14 protein-coding genes are annotated in these 20,204 nt (G+C 65.6%); 9 read left to right on the forward strand and 5 right to left on the reverse strand.

Features of this window, described 5'->3' with window-relative positions; genetic code table 11:
• Positions 1–66: 66 nt before the first annotated feature.
• From infB to truB, 3 genes are all read left to right on the forward strand, one after another.
• The gene (gene infB / locus WS57_RS26025) at positions 67–2,988 is read left to right on the forward strand and encodes a translation initiation factor IF-2 (protein ID WP_069245051.1); all 2,922 of its coding nucleotides are present in this window, start codon (positions 67–69) and stop codon (positions 2,986–2,988) included.
• A gap of 118 nt (positions 2,989–3,106) precedes the next feature.
• Positions 3,107–3,505 (forward strand): 30S ribosome-binding factor RbfA, encoded by a 399-nt coding sequence (rbfA, locus tag WS57_RS26030; protein WP_040128845.1) that lies wholly within the window; start codon positions 3,107–3,109, stop codon positions 3,503–3,505.
• 13 nt (positions 3,506–3,518) lie between these two features.
• Positions 3,519–4,448: a tRNA pseudouridine(55) synthase TruB gene (gene truB / locus WS57_RS26035; protein ID WP_059515017.1), complete on the forward strand. Its 930-nt coding sequence runs from the start codon at positions 3,519–3,521 to the stop codon at positions 4,446–4,448.
• 92 nt (positions 4,449–4,540) lie between these two features.
• On the opposite strand, the gene WS57_RS26040 is transcribed toward truB, so the two are convergent.
• From WS57_RS26040 to WS57_RS26055, 4 genes are all read right to left on the reverse strand, one after another.
• Positions 4,541–6,100 (reverse strand): DHA2 family efflux MFS transporter permease subunit, encoded by a 1,560-nt coding sequence (locus WS57_RS26040; protein WP_040127249.1) that lies wholly within the window; start codon positions 6,098–6,100, stop codon positions 4,541–4,543.
• Positions 6,101–6,128: 28 nt separating this feature from the next.
• Complete coding sequence (locus WS57_RS26045; RefSeq protein ID WP_059515015.1) at positions 6,129–7,346, reverse strand: EmrA/EmrK family multidrug efflux transporter periplasmic adaptor subunit; 1,218 nt, start codon at positions 7,344–7,346, stop codon at positions 6,129–6,131.
• A 52-nt stretch (positions 7,347–7,398) separates the two neighbouring features.
• Complete coding sequence (locus WS57_RS26050; RefSeq protein ID WP_040127251.1) at positions 7,399–8,895, reverse strand: efflux transporter outer membrane subunit; 1,497 nt, start codon at positions 8,893–8,895, stop codon at positions 7,399–7,401.
• A gap of 87 nt (positions 8,896–8,982) precedes the next feature.
• Positions 8,983–9,477: a MarR family winged helix-turn-helix transcriptional regulator gene (locus tag WS57_RS26055; RefSeq protein ID WP_059515012.1), complete on the reverse strand. Its 495-nt coding sequence runs from the start codon at positions 9,475–9,477 to the stop codon at positions 8,983–8,985.
• 349 nt (positions 9,478–9,826) lie between these two features.
• On the opposite strand from WS57_RS26055, the gene typA reads away from it, so the two are divergent.
• The 6 genes from typA to WS57_RS26085 all read left to right on the forward strand — a co-directional run bounded on the left by typA (position 9,827) and on the right by WS57_RS26085 (position 19,520).
• On the forward strand, positions 9,827–11,653 hold the full coding sequence (gene typA, locus WS57_RS26060; RefSeq protein ID WP_009694680.1) for a translational GTPase TypA: 1,827 nt from the start codon (positions 9,827–9,829) through the stop codon (positions 11,651–11,653).
• 318 nt (positions 11,654–11,971) lie between these two features.
• Complete coding sequence (locus tag WS57_RS26065; protein ID WP_009694681.1) at positions 11,972–14,836, forward strand: 2-oxoglutarate dehydrogenase E1 component; 2,865 nt, start codon at positions 11,972–11,974, stop codon at positions 14,834–14,836.
• A 135-nt stretch (positions 14,837–14,971) separates the two neighbouring features.
• Positions 14,972–16,249 carry a 2-oxoglutarate dehydrogenase complex dihydrolipoyllysine-residue succinyltransferase gene (gene odhB, locus WS57_RS26070; RefSeq protein ID WP_059479264.1) on the forward strand — a complete coding sequence of 426 codons (1,278 nt, stop codon included), beginning with the start codon at positions 14,972–14,974 and terminating at the stop codon, positions 16,247–16,249.
• A gap of 83 nt (positions 16,250–16,332) precedes the next feature.
• Positions 16,333–17,763: a dihydrolipoyl dehydrogenase gene (gene lpdA / locus WS57_RS26075; RefSeq protein ID WP_040127254.1), complete on the forward strand. Its 1,431-nt coding sequence runs from the start codon at positions 16,333–16,335 to the stop codon at positions 17,761–17,763.
• A gap of 96 nt (positions 17,764–17,859) precedes the next feature.
• Positions 17,860–18,957: a cell division protein ZapE gene (gene zapE / locus WS57_RS26080; protein ID WP_059601535.1), complete on the forward strand. Its 1,098-nt coding sequence runs from the start codon at positions 17,860–17,862 to the stop codon at positions 18,955–18,957.
• Positions 18,958–19,100: 143 nt separating this feature from the next.
• Entirely contained in the window at positions 19,101–19,520 is a 420-nt protein-coding gene (locus WS57_RS26085; RefSeq protein WP_009689665.1) for a transposase, read from the forward strand.
• Positions 19,521–19,622: 102 nt separating this feature from the next.
• Here the strand turns inward: WS57_RS26085 and WS57_RS26090 are convergent, their stop codons facing one another.
• A complete protein-coding gene (locus tag WS57_RS26090; RefSeq protein ID WP_040127257.1) occupies positions 19,623–20,084 on the reverse strand; it encodes a DUF2147 domain-containing protein in 462 nt (153 codons plus the stop codon).
• Between the last annotated feature and the right edge of the window lie 120 nt (positions 20,085–20,204).

Here is a 20,204-nt window from a genome sequence, read left to right on the forward strand (position 1 = left end):
ATGGCGGCCGTATGGCCTGACCCGATGCTAACCGCAAGGAATCGGTCCTTGCACTAAGAGGAATGAATGGCGAGTAACAACGTAGCCCAATTTGCCGCGGAACTGAAAATGCCTGCTGGTGTGCTGCTCGAACAGCTGCAGGCAGCGGGCGTCCAGAAAGCGAGTGAAGACGATGCGCTGTCCGAGGCGGACAAGGCGCGTCTGCTCGATCATTTGCGCAAGTCGCACGGCGCGACCGATGGCGACAAGCGCAAGATCACGCTGACCCGCAAGCACACGTCGGAGATCAAGCAGTCCGACGCGACGGGCAAGGCTCGCACCATTCAGGTCGAGGTTCGCAAGAAGCGCACGTTCGTCAAGCGTGACGACGTGAGCGATGGTGCGGAACAGGGTCAGGCGCAGGTCGCCGAAGTGGACGACGATGCGGAACTGAAGCGTCGCGAGGAAGAGGCGCGCCGCGAGGCCGAGCTGCTCGAGAAGCAGGCTCAGGAACTGCGCGAGCGTCAGGAACGCCTCGAGCGCGAGGAAGCCGAACGCCGCGCCCGCGAGGAAGCGGCCGAGGCCGAGCGTCGTCGCGCCGAGGAAGAAGCGGCGGCGAAGCGTGCGGCGGCCGAAGCGGCAGCCGCGCAGCAGGCGGCAGCCAAGCAGGCCGCTGCGGCCGAGCAGGCAGCCGCGGCGCCGGCCGAATCCGCGCAGGACGAAGCACGCGCGGCCGCCGAACGGGCGGCCCAGCGCGAAGCGGCGAAGAAGGCCGAGGACGCAGCCCGCGAGGCGGCGGACAAGGCGCGCGCCGAGCAGGAAGAGATTCGCAAGCGTCGCGAGGCGGCGGAAGCCGAAGCGCGTGCGATCCGCGAAATGATGAACACGCCGCGCAAGGCCGTGGTCAAGGCAGTCGAGCCGCCGAAGCCGGCGGAGCCTGCCAAGCCGGCCGAGGCGAAGGGCACGCTGCACAAGCCGGCAAAGCCGGAAGGTGCACAGGCGCGTCCGGCGGCGAAGAAGCCGGCCGGCGCCGCAGCGCCGGCGACGACGCAGGCGCCGGCAGGCGCGGGCGACCGCAACAAGAAGCCGGGCGGCGGCAAGGGCGGCTGGCAGGACGACGCGTCGAAGCGCCGCGGCATCAAGACGCGCGGCGATTCGAGCGGCGGCGTCGACCGCGGCTGGCGCGGCGGCCCGAAGGGGCGCGGCCGTCACCAGGACAGCGGCTCGTCGTTCCAGGCGCCGACCGAACCGATCGTGCGCGAAGTGCACGTGCCGGAAACCATTTCGGTTGCCGATCTCGCGCACAAGATGTCGGTCAAGGCCTCTGAAGTCATCAAGGTGATGATGAAGATGGGCCAGATGGTCACGATCAACCAGGTGCTGGACCAGGAAACGGCGATGATCGTCGTCGAGGAACTGGGCCACCGTGCGGTCGCCGCGAAGCTGGACGATCCGGAAGCGCTGCTGGTCGAAGGCGAAGCGAGCACCGATGCGGAGCAGCTGCCGCGTCCGCCGGTCGTCACCGTGATGGGCCACGTCGACCACGGCAAGACCTCGCTGCTCGACTACATCCGTCGCGCGAAGGTCGCGGCCGGCGAAGCGGGCGGCATTACGCAGCACATCGGCGCGTATCACGTCGAAACGCCGCGCGGCGTCGTCACGTTCCTCGATACGCCGGGTCACGAGGCGTTCACGGCAATGCGTGCACGCGGTGCGAAGGCGACCGACATCGTGATTCTGGTGGTGGCGGCCGACGACGGCGTGATGCCGCAGACGAAGGAAGCGATCTCGCACGCGAAGGCGGGCGGGGTGCCGATCGTCGTCGCGATCAACAAGATCGACAAGCCGGAAGCGAACCCCGATCGCGTGAAGCAGGAGCTGGTCGCGGAAGGCGTCGTGCCGGAAGAATACGGCGGCGATTCGCCGTTCGTGCCGGTGTCGGCGAAGACGGGCGCAGGGATCGACGATCTGCTCGAGAACGTGCTGCTGCAGGCCGAAGTGCTGGAACTGAAGGCACCGGTCGAGGCGCCGGCGAAGGGCATCGTGATCGAAGCGAAGCTCGACAAGGGCAAGGGCCCGGTCGCGACGATGCTGGTGCAGTCCGGTACGCTGAGCCGCGGCGACATCGTGCTGGCCGGCACGGCCTACGGCCGCGTGCGGGCGATGCTCGACGAAAACGGCAAGCCGACCAAGGAAGCCGGCCCGTCGATCCCGGTCGAAATCCAGGGTCTGTCGGAAGTGCCGGGCGCGGGCGAGGAAGTGATCGTGCTGCCGGACGAGCGCAAGGCGCGTGAAATCGCACTGTTCCGTCAGGGCAAGTTCCGCGACGTGAAGCTGGCGAAGCAGCAGGCCGCGAAGCTGGAAAGCATGCTCGAGCAGATGGGCGAAGGCGAAGTGCAGAACCTGCCGCTCATCATCAAGGCCGACGTGCAGGGTTCGCAGGAAGCGCTGGTGCAGTCGCTGCTCAAGCTGTCGACCGACGAAGTGCGCGTGCAGATCGTGCACAGCGCGGTGGGCGGCATCAGCGAAAGCGACGTCAACCTCGCGACCGCGTCGAAGGCCGTCATCATCGGCTTCAACACGCGTGCGGATGCGCAGGCGCGCAAGCTGGCCGAAGCGAACGGCATCGATATCCGCTACTACAACATCATCTACGACGCAGTGGATGAGGTGAAGGCGGCCATGTCGGGCATGCTGGCGCCGGAGAAGCGCGAAGTCGTGACCGGCATGGTCGAGGTGCGCCAGGTGTTCAAGGTGCCGAAGGTCGGCACGGTGGCCGGCTGTATGGTCACGGACGGCATCGTCAAGCGCTCGTCGTCGGTGCGCGTGCTGCGCAACAACGTCGTGATCTTCACGGGCGAACTCGAATCGCTGAAGCGCTTCAAGGACGACGTGAAGGAAGTCAAGCAAGGCTTCGAGTGCGGCATGTCGGTGAAGAACTTCAACGACATCATCGAAGGCGACCAGTTCGAGGTCTTCGAAGTGACCGAAGTCGCGCGTACGCTGTAAGCATCGCGCATCGGCTCATGGGCGGGGCGGGCTTGGGCCTGTCCCGCCCATTTTTTCATGGGGGCGCGCCATGCCGGCGCGCCGCCGCTTTATCCTGATAAACGGTCAGGGATCGATCATGTCCAGGAAACGTACTTCTCCCAATCGCAACGTGCAGATCGCCGATCAGATTCAGCGCGATCTGTCCGAGCTCATCATGCGCGAGGTCAAGGATCCGCGCATCGGCATCGTGACCATCCAGAGCGTGGAGCTCACGCCGGATTACGCGCATGCGAAGGTGTATTTCACCGCGCTCACCGGCGATCCGACCGCGACTCAGGACGCACTGAACCACGCATCGGGCCACCTGCACAACCTGCTGTTCAAGCGCCTGCACATCCACACGGTGCCGACGCTGCATTTCCATTACGACCAGACGATCGAGAAGGCCGTCGAGATGTCGCGCCTGATCAAGGAAGCCAACGCGACGCGCGCGAAGGACGACGACGAGGCCGACGCGCCGGCGAAGGACGACTGAGCGCATCCGGCCCATGACGACTGCATCCCAACGTCCGCGCGTGCCGCGCCGCGCGCTGGACGGCGTGCTCCTGCTCGACAAGCCGGTCGGCCTGTCGAGCAACGACGCGCTGATTCGCGCGAAGCGCCTGTATCTCGCGAAGAAGGCCGGTCACACCGGCACGCTCGACCCGCTCGCATCGGGCCTGCTGCCGCTGTGCTTCGGCGAGGCGACGAAGTTCTCGCAGGATCTGCTCGAAGCCGACAAGACCTATGAAGCGACGATGCGGCTCGGCGTGCGCACCGCGACCGGCGATGCCGAAGGCGAGGTGCTCGACACGCGGCCGGTCGAATGCGACCGCGCGGCCGTGGAAGCGGCGCTCGCGCGCTTTACCGGCGAGATCGTGCAGGTGCCGCCGATGTATTCGGCGCTCAAGCGCGACGGCAAGCCGCTGTACGAATATGCGCGTGCCGGCCAGACGGTCGAGCGCGAAGGCCGCCACGTGACGATCCATGCGCTCGACCTGCTCGCGTGCGCGCTGCCCGATGTCACGTTTCGCGTGACCTGCAGCAAGGGCACGTACGTGCGCACGCTGGCGGAGGATCTCGGCGAGGCGCTCGGCTGCGGCGCGCATCTGACGATGCTGCGTCGTACGGGCGTCGGCGCGCTGACGCTCGAGCATGCGGTCACGCTCGACGCATTGTCCGACGCCGATGCGGCGGCGCGCGACGCGTGGCTCCAGCCGGTCGACGCGCTGCTGTCGACCTTCCCGCTGGTTCGTCTCGACGACGTGTGCGCGAAGCGGTTCCTGCACGGCCAGCGTCTGCCGCTGTCCGCGCTCGATCCGGTCGATGCGGCCGACGGCGCGCGCGTGCGCGTCTACGACGCGACGCGGCTGCTCGGCGTCGCGCGCAAGGCCAACGGCGTGCTCGCGCCGGAGCGGCTCGTCGTCACGGCGGAGTAATGCGGGCGCGCGACAGCGTGCCGTTGAAACGAAAAAAAGCCCGGTCGAAACCGGGCTTTTTGCTTTTTGCTCGATGCGCTCGCGCGCGACGCTCAGTGTGCGGCCGATGCCGCCGCCCCCGCATCGCCGCCGCCCGCGCGTTCGGGCTTCGTGATCCAGATCAGCGCGATCAGCAGCACGAAGATCGCCGCCGAGATGTAGAACAGATCGTTCACGCCGAGCTGCGCGGCCTGCTGCGTGGCCATGTTGTTGATCAGGCCGTGCGCCTGGTCGCGCGTGAGCCCGAGGTTGCCCATCTGCGTGACGGCCTGGTTGAACGTCGGGTTGTACGGGTTCGTCTGCTCGACCAGTTGCGCGTGATGGAAGTTGTTGCGGTGGTCCCACGCGGTCTGGAAGATCGACGTGCCGATGCCGCCGCACATGATCCGCACGAAGTTCGACAGGCCCGACGCCGCCGGGATGCGGTGGCCAGGCAGGCCGGACAGCGTGATCGACACGAGCGGAATGAAGAAGCCGGCCATCGCGATGCCCTGCACGAGCGTCGGCAGCGTCAGCGACCATTCGTCGACGCCGGTCGTGTAGCGCGAACGCATCCAGAAGCACAGCGCGAACGTCAGGAACGCGGCAGTCGCGATGTAGCGCGGATCGGTGCGCGGCAGGAACTTGCCGGTCAGCGGCGACAGCAGGATCGCGAACAGCCCGACCGGCGCCATCACGAGGCCGGCGTCGGTCGCCGTGTAGCCGATCTGCGTCTGCAGCCACAGCGGCAGCAGCACGAGATTGCCGAAGTAGAGGCCGTAGCCGACCGCCAGCGCGATCGTACCGCCGGTGAAGTTGCGCCGGCGGAACAGCGACAGGTCGACGACCGGGTGCTCGGCGGTCAGTTCCCAGATCACGAAGAACGCGAACGAGATGATCGCGATCAGCGCGAGCGCGACGATCGTCGTCGAGGCGAACCAGTCCAGATCCTTGCCCTTGTCGAGCATGATCTGCAGCGAGCCGACCCACAGCACGAGCAGCGCGAGGCCGACGCCGTCGATCGGCGCGCGGCGCACCGTCGATTCGCGCTGGCGGTAGATCGACCATGTCGCGAGCGCGGCGGCGATGCCGACCGGGATGTTCACGTAGAAGATCCACGGCCACGAGTAGTTGTCCGAGATCCAGCCGCCGAGGATCGGGCCCGCGACCGGCGCGATCAGTGTCGTCATCGACCACAGCGCGAGCGCCATCGGCGCTTTCGCGCGCGGATAGCTCGACAGCAGCAGCGACTGCGACAGCGGGATCATCGGCCCGGCGACCGCGCCCTGGATCACGCGCGACGCGAGCAGGAACGGCAGGTTAGGCGACAGCCCGCACATCCACGACGAGATCACGAACAGGATGATCGACGCGAGGAACAGGCGGACCTGTCCGATGCGGTCGGTCAGCCAGCCCGTCAGCGGCACGGAGATCGCGTTCGCGACCGCGAACGACGTGATGACCCACGTGCCCTGGTCAGACGACACGCCGAGGTCGCCCGAGATGGTCGGGATCGCGACGTTCGCGATCGACGTGTCGAGCACGTTCATGAACACGGCGAGCGACACCGCGATCGTCCCGATCACGAGTTGCCCGCCCTGCAAGGGCGGGTGAGAGACAGGAGCCTGTGCCATGTCGTTTGTCTTTCCGGTGTCGGAACGGTTACATCATCTTCGCGACGCTGCTCTGCTTCGCGGCGGCCGGCGCCGGCGCGTTGCCGCCTGCGTTCTCGGCGATGATGCGGGCGATCTCGGCGTCGGCTTCGTCGCCGTACTTCGCGAACACGTTGGTCTCGTAGACGGTGTTCGGCGCGTTGACGAGCTGGTCGCCGCGTTCGTCCTTGATGTTCACGTCGACCTGCATCGACAGGCCGATGCGCAGCGGATGCTTGTCGAGGTCCTTCGGATCGAGCTCGATACGCACCGGCAGGCGCTGCACGACCTTGATCCAGTTGCCCGTCGCGTTCTGCGCGGGCAGCAGCGAGAACGCCGAACCCGTGCCGGCCGAGAAGCCGACGACCTTGCCGTGATAGACGACCGACGAGCCGTAGATGTCGGCCGTCAGCTCGACCGGCTGGCCGATGCGCATGTGCTTGAGCTGGACTTCCTTGAAGTTCGCGTCGACCCACACCGCGTTCAGCGGCACGACCGACATCAGCGGCGTGCCCGGCGATACGCGCTGGCCGACCTGCACCGAGCGCTTCGCGACGTAGCCGGTGACCGGCGCTGGCAGCGTGTTGCGCGCGTTCGCGAGATAGGCGTCACGCACCTTCGCCGCGGCGGCGAGTACGTTCGGGTGCGAGGCGATCGTCGTGTTAGCGGTCAGCGCGCGGTTCGAGGCGAGCTGCTGCTGCGCGGCGTCCACCGATGCCTGCGCGGCGCGCACCGCGTCGCGGGCGTGCGAGATTTCTTCCTGCGACACCGCGCCCGTCTGCGCGACGGCCATGCGGCGGCGCAGATCGTCCTCGGCCTTCGACAGGTCCGACTGGCGCAGCGCGACCTGCGCGCGGTACTGGTCGTCGTTGACGAACAGGCCGCGCACCTGGCGCACCGTCTGCGCGAGATTCGCTTCGGCCTGCTGCAGCGCGACCTGCGAATCGGCCGGGTCGAGCACGACGAGCGGGTCGCCGGCCTTGACCGTCTGCGTGTCGTCGGCCTTCACCGCGATCACGGTGCCGGTGACCTGCGGCGTGATCTGCACGACGTTGCCGTTCACGTAGGCATCGTCGGTTTCCTCGTGGAAGCGCGCGACGAGGAAGTAGTACAGGCCATACGCAATGGCCGCGATCAGGATGACCACGACGAGCAGCGTCATCATCCGTTTGCGCTTGCCGTTATTCTGCGGCGGGGCGCTGGCGGCGTTTTGTTGAGGGTCGCTCATGGCGATTTTCTCCGTCCGTTATTTCGAGTGTCTGCGTAGTGTTGGCGCCGGTTCAGTTGGCGGCCTGTCTGGTGGGCTTCGCGGCGTCGGGCGCGGCGAGCGGCGTGCCGGTCGCGTCGAATCCGCCGCCGAGCGCCTTGATCAGCGCGAGCTGCATGTCGCGCCGGCGCATCTTCAGGTTGGTCACCGTCTGCTCGGAGGCGAGGCGGTTGCTGTCCGCGGTCAGCACCTGCAGCTGCGGCGACAGGCCGGCCTTGTAGCGGATCACGGCGAGATCGTACGCGCGCGTCGACGCGTCGAGCGCACGCTGCGCGTCGTCCATCTGGCGATCGATCGCGCGGATCGACGCAACCTGCGTCGCGACGTCGTTCAGCGCGCTGATCAGCGTCTGGTTGTAGTTCGCGACCGACAGGTCGAAGTCCGCGTAGCGGCCCTTGAGCTGCGCGCGCAAGGCGCCGGCGTCGAAGATCGGCAGATGGATCGCCGGGCCGAACTGCGCCTGGCGGCTCGCGAAGTTCAGGAATTTGCCCCAGCCGAACGCGTCGAAGCCGAAGCCGGCCGCGAGGTTCACGTCGGGGAAGAATTCGGCCTTCGCTTCCTTCACGTCGTGCATCGCGGCCTCGACCTGCCAGCGCGCGGCGACGATATCCGGACGGCGCGACACGAGGTCGGCCGGAATATTGCCGGGCAGCGCGACGTCGCCGCCCGGGCTCAGCACCGGCGCGGCGATCTGCAGCCCGCGATCCGGGCCCTTGCCGAGCAGCGCGGCGAGCTGGTAGCGCACCGTCGTGATCTGACCGTCGAGGTCGGACAGCGACGCCTGGGTCGTCGCGATATTGCCGCGCGCGGTCTGGCGTTCGACGTTGGTGTCGAGGCCGGCCGATACGCGCCCGTCGGTGATCTTGCCGACCGTCTGGCGGTTGGCGATCTCGCGTTGCGCGATGTCGCGCAGCGCGTAGAGCTGCGCGAGCGAGTTGTAGGTGCGCGCGACCGACGACGCGAGCGTGATGCGCGCCTGCTGCATGTCGGCTTCCGCGGCCTTTTCCTGCGACACGGCGGTGTGCAGGCGCTCGCGGTTCTTGCCCCACAGGTCGAGTTCCCACGACGCGCTCGCGAGCACGTTGTTCTCGCTGTACCACTGGCCGCCGTACGGCGGCGGGAACAGCGCATTCGACGAATACAGCTCGCGGGTCCACGAATAGCTGGCCTCGGCCTTCGGCAACAGGTTCGCGCGGGACGACTCGATATACGACGACGCCTTCGCGAGGCGCGCCTGCGCCTGCGCGATCGACGGGTTGCCTTCGAGCGCTTCGTCGATCAGCTTCGGCAGCTGCGGATCGCCGAACTGGCTCGCCCAGTCGAGCGACGGCCATTGACCGCCCTGGGCGGGCAGGCTCCGGGCGGTTTCGAATTGCGACGCGGGGGCGATCTGCTTGTCGCTCTTGATGCCGATGTAGTTGGCGCAGCCCGCCAGCGCCAGCGCGGCGACCGCGGCGGCAACGGCGGCGCGGCACGACCCGGCGCGCGCGGACAACGGGGAGGATTTCATCGCGCTGATCCCTGACTCGGAATGAATGATGGACACTGCAAGGATTTCCTTACATTAATCTGTCAAAAGTAATTGTTATGGCAATCATTACGTGACGCTACCGCCGGCCGCCTCGCAATAGTTGCTGAGAATGCGGCGCAGCATGCTCTTCAGAAATCCGACTTCTTCCGGCGTAAATCCGTCCAGCAGCTGGTCGAGCACGCTGCGGAAGATCGGCGGCAGCCGCTCGGCCAGCGCGCGGCCTTCGTCGGTCAGCTCGAGGCGCACGACGCGGCGGTCCTCGATGCTGCGCACGCGCGACAGCAGCCCGCGTTTCTCGACGCGATCGAGCAGGCGCGTGACGGCGCTCGCGTCGATCCCGTATTCGCGGGCGAGCTCGGCGGCCGTCGAGCACTTGCCGACCGCGATCATGAACAGCATGCTCGCCTGCGTGCCCGTGATGCCCAGCTCTTCCTGCGTGCGCTGCGTGACGAGGTTGGTCATCAACGACTTCACGCGCGACATCAGGTAGCCGACGCTGTCGTTCATCTGATATGAGGACAGCACCGAAGCGGGCGACTGGGAAGAAGAAGGATCCGGCATAAAACGCTGAAGCTGCAATAGTTGACTAGGCAGCAGTATAGGCACAATTGCTTGCCGCGGCAAATGTTAATCGAACGGATGACGGCGCGCTGTGCAGCGCGAAATCCCCTTGTTGGTGCAAGGGTCTTTTGCCGAATGGCGATGGAATCGGGCGTGGATCGATCGGTTTGCGGGGAGGGCGGATCGACTGGAAACCGGCCGGGAACGGCGCCTGTATTGTTGCGTTGCAACGGAACGGCCGGCTCTCGACATTCGCCCGTGCTATAATTTCAGGCTTCCAAGCTGCAACGGCGCACGCGCGTGAAAACGGGCGGGCGCGTTTGCGCGTTCAATCGATTTCCAGGTTTCTATGACCCGCGCCCTTCGCAATATCGCCATCATCGCCCACGTCGACCACGGCAAGACCACGCTCGTCGACCAACTGCTCCGCCAGTCCGGTACCTTCCGCGAGAACCAGCAGATTGCCGAGCGGGTGATGGACTCGAACGACATCGAAAAAGAGCGCGGGATCACGATTCTCGCGAAGAACTGCGCGGTCGAATACGAAGGCACGCACATCAACATCGTCGACACGCCGGGGCACGCCGACTTCGGCGGCGAAGTGGAGCGCGTGCTGTCGATGGTCGACTCGGTGCTGCTGCTGGTCGACGCCGTCGAAGGCCCAATGCCGCAGACGCGCTTCGTCACGAAGAAGGCGCTCGCGCTCGGCCTGAAGCCGATCGTCGTCATCAACAAGATCGACCGTCCGGGCGCGCGGATCGACTGGGTCATCAACCAGACCTTCGACCTGTTCGACAAGCTCGGCGCGACCGAAGAGCAGCTCGACTTCCCGATCGTCTACGCGTCGGGCCTGAACGGCTATGCGTCGCTCGATCCGGCGACGCGCGAAGGCGACATGCGCCCGCTGTTCGAGGCGATCCTCAAGCACGTGCCGGTTCGCCCGGCCGATCCGGACGCGCCGCTGCAGCTCCAGATCACGTCGCTCGACTATTCGACCTACGTCGGCCGGATCGGCGTCGGCCGCATCACGCGCGGCCGCATCAAGCCGGGCCAGCCGGTCGTGATGCGCTTCGGCCCGGAAGGCGACGTGCTGAACCGCAAGATCAACCAGGTGCTGTCGTTCAAGGGTCTGGAGCGCGTGCAGGTCGACTCGGCCGAAGCGGGCGACATCGTGCTGATCAACGGGATCGAGGATGTCGGCATCGGCGCGACGATCTGCGCGGTGGACACGCCCGAGGCGCTGCCGATGATCACCGTCGACGAGCCGACGCTGACGATGAACTTCCTCGTCAACTCGTCGCCGCTCGCCGGCCGTGAAGGCAAGTTCGTGACGAGCCGCCAGATCCGCGACCGTCTGATGAAGGAACTGAACCACAACGTCGCGCTGCGCGTGCGCGATACCGGCGACGAAACGGTGTTCGAAGTGTCCGGTCGCGGCGAACTGCACCTGACGATCCTCGTCGAGAACATGCGCCGCGAAGGCTACGAGCTGGCCGTGTCGCGTCCGCGCGTGGTGATGCAGGAAATCGACGGCGTGAAGCACGAGCCGTACGAACTGCTGACGGTCGACGTCGAGGACGAGCACCAGGGCGGCGTGATGGAAGAGCTCGGCCGCCGCAAGGGCGAAATGCTCGACATGGCGTCGGACGGCCGCGGCCGCACGCGTCTGGAATACAAGATCTCGGCGCGCGGCCTGATCGGCTTCCAGAGCGAATTCCTGACGCTCACGCGCGGCACGGGCCTGATGAGCCACATTTTCGATTCGTACGCGCCGGTCAAGGACGGTTCGGTCGGCGAGCGCCGCAACGGCGTGCTGATCTCGCAGGACGACGGCGCAGCGGTGGCCTACGCGCTGTGGAAGCTGCAGGATCGCGGCCGCATGTTCGTGAAGCCGGGCGATGCGCTTTACGAGGGCATGATCATCGGCATCCACAGCCGCGACAACGACCTCGTCGTGAACCCGATCAAGGGCAAGCAGCTGACCAACGTGCGCGCGTCGGGCACCGACGAAGCCGTGCGTCTGGTGCCGCCGGTCCAGATGTCGCTCGAATACGCGGTCGAGTTCATCGACGACGACGAGCTGGTCGAGGTGACGCCGCAGTCGATCCGCCTGCGCAAGCGCTTCCTGAAGGAGCACGAGCGTCGCCGCGCGAGCCGCGAAGGCGCAGTCGACTGAGCGTTCCGCCCGGTCGACGCAGCACGGAAAAAGCCGCCTCGGGGCGGCTTTTTTTTGCGCCTGCAGCAAGCATGCGCGAGGACCTGCAAAACAATGTTTCCGTTACGTGCGGCAATCCGGCAAAACCCCGTCGCGCGGCGCTTTCGGCCGCATTTCACCGTGAACTCCGGTATCGGTTCTGTGATATGCTGCGCGCACGCAAGTTTTAGGTCCTTCCAAGCAAGACTTGATTCGCAATCCGCTAAACGGTCAGGCCGTGTCGCGGAAGGTTGAGCAACCCGCTATTTCTCGAGAAGCTCGAAGAAAGGTGAGCGTAAAATGTCAGATGTCATGAAGCAGTTTCAGCTGAACTCCTATTTGTTCGGCGGCAATGCTTCGTACGTAGAAGAACTGTACGATGCATATCTCGATAATCCGGCGTCAGTGCCCGAGAACTGGCGAGAGTATTTCGACGCGTTGCAGAACGTTCCTGCAACGGACGGTTCGAACGCCAACGACGTGGCGCATCACCCGATCGTCGAATCGTTCGCCCAGCGCGCCAAGGCCAATGCCTTCATCCCGCGCGAAAGCGGCACCAATCTGGCTACTGCGCGCAAGCAGGTCCACGTCCAGTCCCTCATCAGCGCCTACCGCTTCCTCGGCTCGCAATGGGCCAATCTTGATCCGCTGAAGCGCCGCGAGCGTCCCGCCATCCCCGAACTCGAACCTGCGTTCTACGACTTCTCCGAGGCCGACCTCGACCAGACGTTCAGCGCGAGCAACCTGTATTTCGGCTTCGACCAGGCTTCGCTGCGCGACATCGTCAAGGGTCTGCGCGACACGTACTGCGGCACGATCGGCGCCGAGTACATGTACATCAGCGATCCGGAACAGAAGCGCTGGTGGCAGGAGCGCCTCGAATCGATTCGCGCGACGCCGAACTTCTCGGTCGACAAGAAGAAGCACATCCTGAACCGCCTGACGGCTGCGGAAGGCCTCGAGCGCTATCTGCACACCAAGTACGTCGGCCAGAAGCGCTTCTCGCTCGAAGGCGGCGAAAGCTTCATCGCGGCGATGGACGAAGTCGTCCAGCACGCGGGCAAGAAGGGCGTCCAGGAAATCGTCATCGGCATGGCCCACCGCGGCCGCCTGAACGTGCTCGTGAACACGCTCGGCAAGATGCCGGCTGACCTGTTCGCCGAATTCGAAGGCAAGCACGTCGACGACCTGCCGGCCGGCGACGTGAAGTACCACAAGGGCTTCTCGTCGGACGTGTCGACGGAAGGCGGCCCGGTCCACCTGTCGCTCGCGTTCAACCCGTCGCACCTCGAAATCGTCAACCCGGTGGTCGAAGGTTCGGCGAAGGCGCGGATGGACCGTCGCGGCGACGAAGACGGCCTGCAGGTGCTGCCGGTGCAGATCCACGGCGATGCGGCCTTCGCGGGCCAGGGCGTCGTGATGGAGACGCTGAACCTCGCGCAGACGCGCGGTTACGGCACGCACGGCACGCTGCACATCGTCATCAACAACCAGATCGGCTTCACGACGTCCGACCCGCGCGACGCGCGCTCGACGCTGTACTGTACCGACGTCGTCAAGATGATCGAGGCACCGGTGCTGCACGTGAACGGCGACGATCCGGAAGCCGTGGTCCTCGCGACGCAGATCGCGATCGACTACCGGATGCAGTTCCACAAGGATGTCGTGATCGACATCGTCTGCTTCCGCAAGCTGGGCCACAACGAGCAGGACACGCCGGCGGTCACGCAGCCGCTGATGTACAAGAAGATCGCGCAGCACCCGGGCACCCGTGCGCTGTACGCCGAGAAGCTCGTGCAGCAGGGCGTGATCACCGCGGAAGACGCCGACGGCTACGTGAAGGCGTACCGCAAGGCGATGGACGACGGCCATCACACGGTCGATCCGGTCCTGTCGAACTACAAGAGCAAGTACGCGGTCGACTGGGTGCCGTTCCTGAACCGCAAGTGGACGGACGCAGCCGATACGGCCGTGCCGCTCGCCGAACTGAAGCGCCTCGGCGAACGCATCACGACGATCCCGGAAAACTTCAAGGTTCACCCGCTCGTCGAGCGCGTGATCAACGACCGCCGCAACATGGCGCGCGGCGACCAGCCGCTCGACTGGGGCATGGGCGAACACCTGGCATTCGCGTCGCTCGTCGCATCGGGCTACTCGGTGCGCCTGACGGGCCAGGACTCGGGCCGCGGCACGTTCACGCACCGTCACGCGGTGCTGCATGACCAGAACCGCGAGCGCTGGAACGACGGCACGTACGTGCCGCTGCAGAACATCGCCGAAGGCCAGGCGAAGTTCACGGTGATCGACTCGGTGCTGTCGGAAGAGGCAGTGCTGGGCTTCGAATACGGCTACTCGACCGCCGAGCCGAACACGCTCGTGCTGTGGGAAGCGCAGTTCGGCGACTTCGTCAACGGCGCGCAGGTCGTGATCGACCAGTTCATCTCGTCGGGCGAAGTGAAGTGGGGCCGCGTGTCGGGCCTGACGATGCTGCTGCCGCACGGCTACGAAGGCCAGGGTCCGGAGCACTCGTCGACCCGCATCGAGCGTTTCCTGCAGCTGTGCGCGGATCACAACATGCAGGTCGTCCAGCCGACGACGCCGGCGCAGATCTTCCACCTGCTGCGTCGCCAGATGATCCGCCTGTTCCGCAAGCCGCTGATCGTCGCGACGCCGAAGTCGCTGCTGCGTCACAAGGAAGCGGTGTCGGACCTGTCGGAACTCGCGAAGGGTTCGTTCCAGCCGGTGCTGGGCGAAACCGACGGCGGCATCGACGCGAAGAAGGTCAAGCGCGTGCTGGTCTGCTCGGGCCGCGTGTACTACGACCTCGTCGCGCATCGCCGCGAAGCGAAGGCGAACGACGTCGCGATCATCCGTATCGAACAGCTGTATCCGTTCGCGCACAAGCAGTTCGAAGCTGAAATGAAGAAGTACGAGAACGCGACGGAAGTGGTCTGGGTGCAGGACGAGCCGCAGAACCAGGGCCCCTGGTTCTACGTCGAGCACCACCTGAAGGAAGGCATGAAGGAAGGACAGAAGCTGGCATACAGCGGTCGTCCGGCTTCGGCCTCGCCGGCGGTCGGCTACTACGCGAAGCACTACGAGCAGCAGAAGGCCCTGATCGAAGGTGCTTTCGGCCGCCTGAAGAGCGCATCGATCGCGAAATAATCGACGGAAGCGAAACGGGAACGCGCGCGGCGCTTTCCCGTTTCTTTCGGCCTGCCGGGCGCGTCGCGCGCCGCATCGGCCGAAGGAATCGCACGAACCTCGTCATTACCCAGATTAAGCATCCAGGAAAATCACATGGCTATCGTAGAAGTCAAAGTCCCCCAGCTTTCGGAGTCGGTTTCGGAAGCCACCATGCTGCAGTGGAAGAAGAAGCCGGGCGAAGCAGTCGCGCAGGACGAAATCCTGATCGAACTCGAGACCGACAAGGTCGTGCTCGAAGTGCCGGCGCCGGCCGCGGGCGTGCTCGCGCAAGTGCTGCAGAACGACGGTGACACGGTGGTCGCCGATCAGGTGATCGCGACGATCGACACCGAAGCAAAGGCAGGCGCAGCCGAAGCAGCGGCAGGCGCAGCCGAAGTCAAGCCGGCTGCCGCACCCGCGGCAGCGCCGGCACCGGCCGCTCAGCCGGCCGTCGCGGCCACCGCGTCGTCGGGCACCGCCTCGCCGGCCGCAGCGAAGCTGCTGGCCGAGAAGGGCCTGTCCGCAGGCGACGTCGCCGGCTCGGGCCGCGACGGCCGCGTGACGAAGGGCGACGCACTGGCCGCCGGCAGCGCACCGAAGGCTGCGCCGGCCGCCGCACCGGCGAAGGCCGCCGCGAAGCCGTCGCTGCCGGAAGTGAAGGTGCCGGCGTCGGCGACGACCTGGCTCAACGACCGTCCGGAACAGCGCGTGCCGATGTCGCGCCTGCGTGCGCGTATCGCCGAGCGTCTGCTCGAGTCGCAGCAGACCAACGCGATCCTGACGACGTTCAACGAAGTCAACATGCAGCCGGTCATGGACCTGCGCGCGAAGTACAAGGACAAGTTCGAGAAGGAACATGGCGTGAAGCTCGGCTTCATGTCGTTCTTCGTGAAGGCGGCCGTGCACGCGCTGAAGAAGTTCCCGCTCGTGAACGCGTCGATCGACGGTAACGACATCGTCTACCACGGCTACTTCGACATCGGTATCGCCGTCGGCTCGCCGCGCGGCCTGGTCGTGCCGATCCTGCGCAACGCGGACCAGCTGAGCCTCGCCGAGATCGAGAAGAAGATCGCCGAATTCGGCCAGAAGGCCAAGGACGGCAAGCTGTCGATCGAGGAAATGACGGGCGGTACGTTCTCGATCTCGAACGGCGGCGTGTTCGGCTCGATGCTGTCGACCCCGATCATCAACCCGCCGCAGTCGGCGATCCTCGGCGTGCACGCAACGAAGGACCGCGCGGTGGTCGAGAACGGCCAGATCGTGATCCGTCCGATCAACTACCTCGCGCTGTCGTACGACCACCGCATCATCGACGGCCGCGAAGCCGTGCTGTCGCTCGTCGCGATGAAGGATGCGCTGGAAGATCCGGCCCGCCTGCTGCTCGACCTGTAAGCCGAGTCTCACCGCATTGAACCGCTCCGCACGGGCGCGCGCCACCGCGCGCCCGTGCGGACGCACAAGAAGAAAGGATTGCCATGTCCAAGGAATTTGACGTCGTCGTGATCGGCGCCGGCCCCGGCGGCTACATCGCCGCGATCCGCGCCGCGCAACTGGGCAAGACCGTTGCCTGTATCGAGAAGTGGAAGAACCCGGCCGGCGCGCTGAAGCTCGGCGGCACCTGCCTGAACGTCGGCTGCATCCCGTCGAAGGCGCTGCTGGCTTCGTCGGAAGAATTCGAGAACGCATCGCATCACCTCGCCGACCACGGCATCACCGTCGACGGCGTGAAGATCGACGTCGCGAAGATGCTGGGCCGCAAGGATGCGATCGTCGAGAAGATGACGAGCGGGATCGAGTTCCTGTTCAAGAAGAACAAGATCACCTGGCTGAAGGGTCACGGCAAGTTCACCGGCAAGACCGACGCCGGCGTGCAGATCGAAGTGAGCGGCGAGGGTGAAACCGAAGTCGTCACCGCGAAGAACGTGATCATCGCGACGGGCTCGAAGGCGCGTCACCTGCCGGGCATCCCGGTCGACAACAAGATCGTGTCGGACAACGAAGGCGCGCTGACGTTCGACTCGGTGCCGAAGAAGCTCGCCGTAATCGGCGCAGGCGTGATCGGCCTCGAGCTCGGCTCGGTGTGGCGCCGCCTCGGCGCCGACGTGACGGTGCTCGAAGCGCTGCCGGCATTCCTCGGCGCAGCGGACGAAGCGCTCGCGAAGGAAGCGGCGAAGCTGTTCAAGAAGCAGGGCCTCGACATCCATCTGGGCGTGAAGATCGGCGAAGTGAAGACGACCGCCGACGGCGTGTCGATCGCCTACACCGACAAGGACGGCAACGCGCAGACGCTCGACGCCGACCGCCTGATCGTGTCGGTCGGCCGCGTGCCGAACACCGACAACCTCGGCCTCGAGGCGATCGGCCTGAAGGCGAACGAGCGCGGCTTCATCGACGTCGACGACCACTGCCGCACGGCCGTGCCGAACGTCTACGCGATCGGCGACGTGGTGCGCGGCCCGATGCTCGCGCACAAGGCGGAAGACGAAGGCGTGCTGGTCGCGGAAGTGATCGACGGCCAGAAGCCGCACATCGACTACAACTGCATTCCGTGGGTGATCTACACGTACCCGGAAATCGCGTGGGTCGGCAAGACGGAGCAGCAGTTGAAGGCGGAAGGCCGCGAGATCAAGTCGGGCAAGTTCCCGTTCTCGATCAACGGCCGTGCGCTCGGTATGAACGCACCGGACGGTTTCGTGAAGATGATCGCGGACGCGAAGACCGACGAACTGCTCGGCGTGCACGTGATCGCGGCGAACGCGTCGGACCTGATCGCGGAAGCCGTGGTGGCGATGGAATTCAAGGCGGCGTCGGAAGACATCGCCCGCATCTGCCATCCGCACCCGTCGATGTCGGAAGTGATGCGCGAAGCGGCGCTCGCCGTCGACAAGCGCTCGCTGAACAGCTGAGCGCGCGATAGCGCCGGCCGGCCGGCGGCCGGCGCAGCCGTCTCATGACGAGGGCGGGCGGGGTTTCCCGCTCGCCTTCGTTTTTTAGGTTTGCCGATGAACGTCACCGAATACTACACGCGCGAACTGACTACGCGCGGCTATCAGTCCGATCCCGCGCAGCGCGCGGCCGTCGATCGCCTGCAGCAATGCTTCGACGAGTGGGTCGCGTACAAGGCGCGCCGCTCGAACGCGTTCAAGAAGCTCATCAATCATCCGGACCTGCCGCGCGGCGTCTACATGTGGGGCGGCGTCGGGCGTGGCAAGAGCTTCCTGATGGACAGCTTCTATGCGGTCGTGCCCGTGCAGCGCAAGACGCGCCTGCATTTCCACGAATTCATGCGCGAAGTGCACCGCGAGCTGGAGGAACTGAAAGGGCAGGCCGACCCGCTCGACGAACTCGCGCGGCGCATCGCGAAGCGCTATCGGCTGATCTGCTTCGACGAGTTCCACGTGTCGGACATCGCCGACGCGATGATCCTGTATCGGCTGCTCGACCGCCTGTTTACGAATGGCGTGCAGTTCGTGATGACGTCCAACTACGATCCCGACGATCTGTACCCGGACGGGCTGCATCGCGACCGCATGCTGCCGGCGATCGCGCTGATCAAGGAAAAGCTCGATGTCCTGAACGTCGACGCGGGCGTCGATTATCGGCAGCGTACGCTCTCGCAGGTGCAGATGTATCACACGCCGCTCGGCGCGGAAGCCGATCGCGAACTGCGTCATGCATTCGCGAAGCTCGCCGCGGTGCCCGACGAAAGCCCGATCCTGCATATCGAGAAGCGCGAGCTGAAGGCGCTGCGCAAGGCCGACGGCGTGGTCTGGTTCGATTTCGCGACGCTGTGCGGCGGCCCGCGCTCGCAGAACGACTATCTCGAGCTGGCGAGCCGCTTCCATGCGATCGTGCTGTCCGAGGTGCCGCAGATGTCGCCGCGCATGGCGTCCGAGGCGCGCCGCTTCACCTGGCTGATCGACGTGCTGTACGACCACAAGGTCAAGCTGCTGATGTCCGCGGCGGTGCCGGCCGAGCAGTTGTACGTCGAAGGCCCGATGGCCAACGAATTCGCACGCACGGTTTCGCGGATCGTCGAGATGCAGTCGAAGGAATATCTCGAAACGCCGCGGCGGATTGTCGATACCTCGCTGACCTGAGCGCCGATCGCGCCCGATCGCGGCATTGAAAGATCAAATCCGGTCAAATTGGCGCGATTTCGGCGCATTTTCAGATTTGTCTTATATTCACCGCGGGGGCGAGCCGATATCGTTTGTCATGGTTATTAAGGCTGGAGAGGTCCATGACACCGTATCGCGAACTGACCGACCACGAGTGGCGCAGCGTTGCGCCGCTCCTGCCGGAGATGCAGCCGCGCACCGAATTGCGCGGCCGGCCGCTGGCCAATACGCGCGCCGTGCTGAATGGCGTGCTGTGGGTGATCTACAGCGGCGCGACGTGGTCGGCGATGCCGCGTCGCTACCCTTCGTACCAGACCTGCCATCGCCGCTTCAAGGCGTGGCACGACACGGGTGCGTTGATGCGCGTGATGCGCGAGCTGTATGGCGATGCCGGCGTGAGTCTGTGCAACGCGGTATCCGCGCGAATGCGCAAGCACACGCAGTCGAAGGCGGCAGAGGCGCGCAGCACGGTGGCGCCCGGCTATCGCACTTCGGGTGCTTCGGCCGCTTATCGCACGAACGCACTGAAGCACGCGGCCTGATGCGGATCGTCTCGATTCAACTGCCCGCGAAAAGAAAATCGGCCTGACGACGGAGTCGCAGGCCGATTTTTTATTGCGCGTCGCGGGGCGATGCGCCCGGCTTTACTGCTGGCGCACCCAGGTCTGCGAGCGGCCCAGCAGCGAGACGCCGATGTAGCCGCGCACGACCAGCTTCTGGCCGCCGTCTTCCAGCGTCATCTTGCACTTGTAGACCTTGCCGTTCTCGGGATCGAGGATGTTGCCGCCGTCCCAGTGGTCGCCGTCCTTCTTCATCGCCTTGATGATCGTCATGCCCTTGATGAGCTGGTCCTTGCGCTCGTCCGTGCAGGCAGTGCAGCGGCGATCGGGCGTGTCGTTCGGGCCGAGGCCCTTGACCACCTTGCCGGACAACGAGCCGTCGCCGTCGTCGCTGATCTGCACGAGCGCCTTCGGTTGATGGGTGTTGTCGTCGATGGTCTGCCACATGCCGACCGGGCTGTCGGCTTGCGCGAAGGTGGGCGCGGCACAGGCGAGCAGGGTGCCGGCTACGGCCATTGCGCGCAGCGGGCGGATCAGTTTCATCATTGTCATCCTCCTTGTTTCTCGTGTCGTGTTCGATTGCCCGCACGACCGTCTGCATGGGGCGGTGGCTTGTTGCGAGCTTCGCCAGAATACGTGAAATGGCGCGCGACGTTTGATAGAGGG

The sequence above is a fragment of the Burkholderia pseudomultivorans genome (assembly GCF_001718415.1).
Lineage (GTDB): Bacteria > Pseudomonadota > Gammaproteobacteria > Burkholderiales > Burkholderiaceae > Burkholderia > Burkholderia pseudomultivorans_A.

What these genes read in the sequence shown, in the direction of transcription:
- WS57_RS26040 (WP_040127249.1), bottom strand. Translation starts at nt 6,100, where the DNA reads ATGGCACAGGCTCCTGTCTCTCACCCGCCCTTGCAGGGCGGGCAACTC.
- WS57_RS26085 (WP_009689665.1), top strand. Translation starts at nt 19,101, where the DNA reads ATGACACCGTATCGCGAACTGACCGACCACGAGTGGCGCAGCGTTGCG.
- lpdA (WP_040127254.1), top strand. Translation starts at nt 16,333, where the DNA reads ATGTCCAAGGAATTTGACGTCGTCGTGATCGGCGCCGGCCCCGGCGGC.
- WS57_RS26090 (WP_040127257.1), bottom strand. Translation starts at nt 20,084, where the DNA reads ATGATGAAACTGATCCGCCCGCTGCGCGCAATGGCCGTAGCCGGCACC.
- zapE (WP_059601535.1), top strand. Translation starts at nt 17,860, where the DNA reads ATGAACGTCACCGAATACTACACGCGCGAACTGACTACGCGCGGCTAT.
- WS57_RS26045 (WP_059515015.1), bottom strand. Translation starts at nt 7,346, where the DNA reads ATGAGCGACCCTCAACAAAACGCCGCCAGCGCCCCGCCGCAGAATAAC.
- odhB (WP_059479264.1), top strand. Translation starts at nt 14,972, where the DNA reads ATGGCTATCGTAGAAGTCAAAGTCCCCCAGCTTTCGGAGTCGGTTTCG.
- typA (WP_009694680.1), top strand. Translation starts at nt 9,827, where the DNA reads ATGACCCGCGCCCTTCGCAATATCGCCATCATCGCCCACGTCGACCAC.
- WS57_RS26065 (WP_009694681.1), top strand. Translation starts at nt 11,972, where the DNA reads ATGTCAGATGTCATGAAGCAGTTTCAGCTGAACTCCTATTTGTTCGGC.
- truB (WP_059515017.1), top strand. Translation starts at nt 3,519, where the DNA reads ATGACGACTGCATCCCAACGTCCGCGCGTGCCGCGCCGCGCGCTGGAC.
- WS57_RS26050 (WP_040127251.1), bottom strand. Translation starts at nt 8,895, where the DNA reads ATGAAATCCTCCCCGTTGTCCGCGCGCGCCGGGTCGTGCCGCGCCGCC.
- WS57_RS26055 (WP_059515012.1), bottom strand. Translation starts at nt 9,477, where the DNA reads ATGCCGGATCCTTCTTCTTCCCAGTCGCCCGCTTCGGTGCTGTCCTCA.
- rbfA (WP_040128845.1), top strand. Translation starts at nt 3,107, where the DNA reads ATGTCCAGGAAACGTACTTCTCCCAATCGCAACGTGCAGATCGCCGAT.
- infB (WP_069245051.1), top strand. Translation starts at nt 67, where the DNA reads ATGGCGAGTAACAACGTAGCCCAATTTGCCGCGGAACTGAAAATGCCT.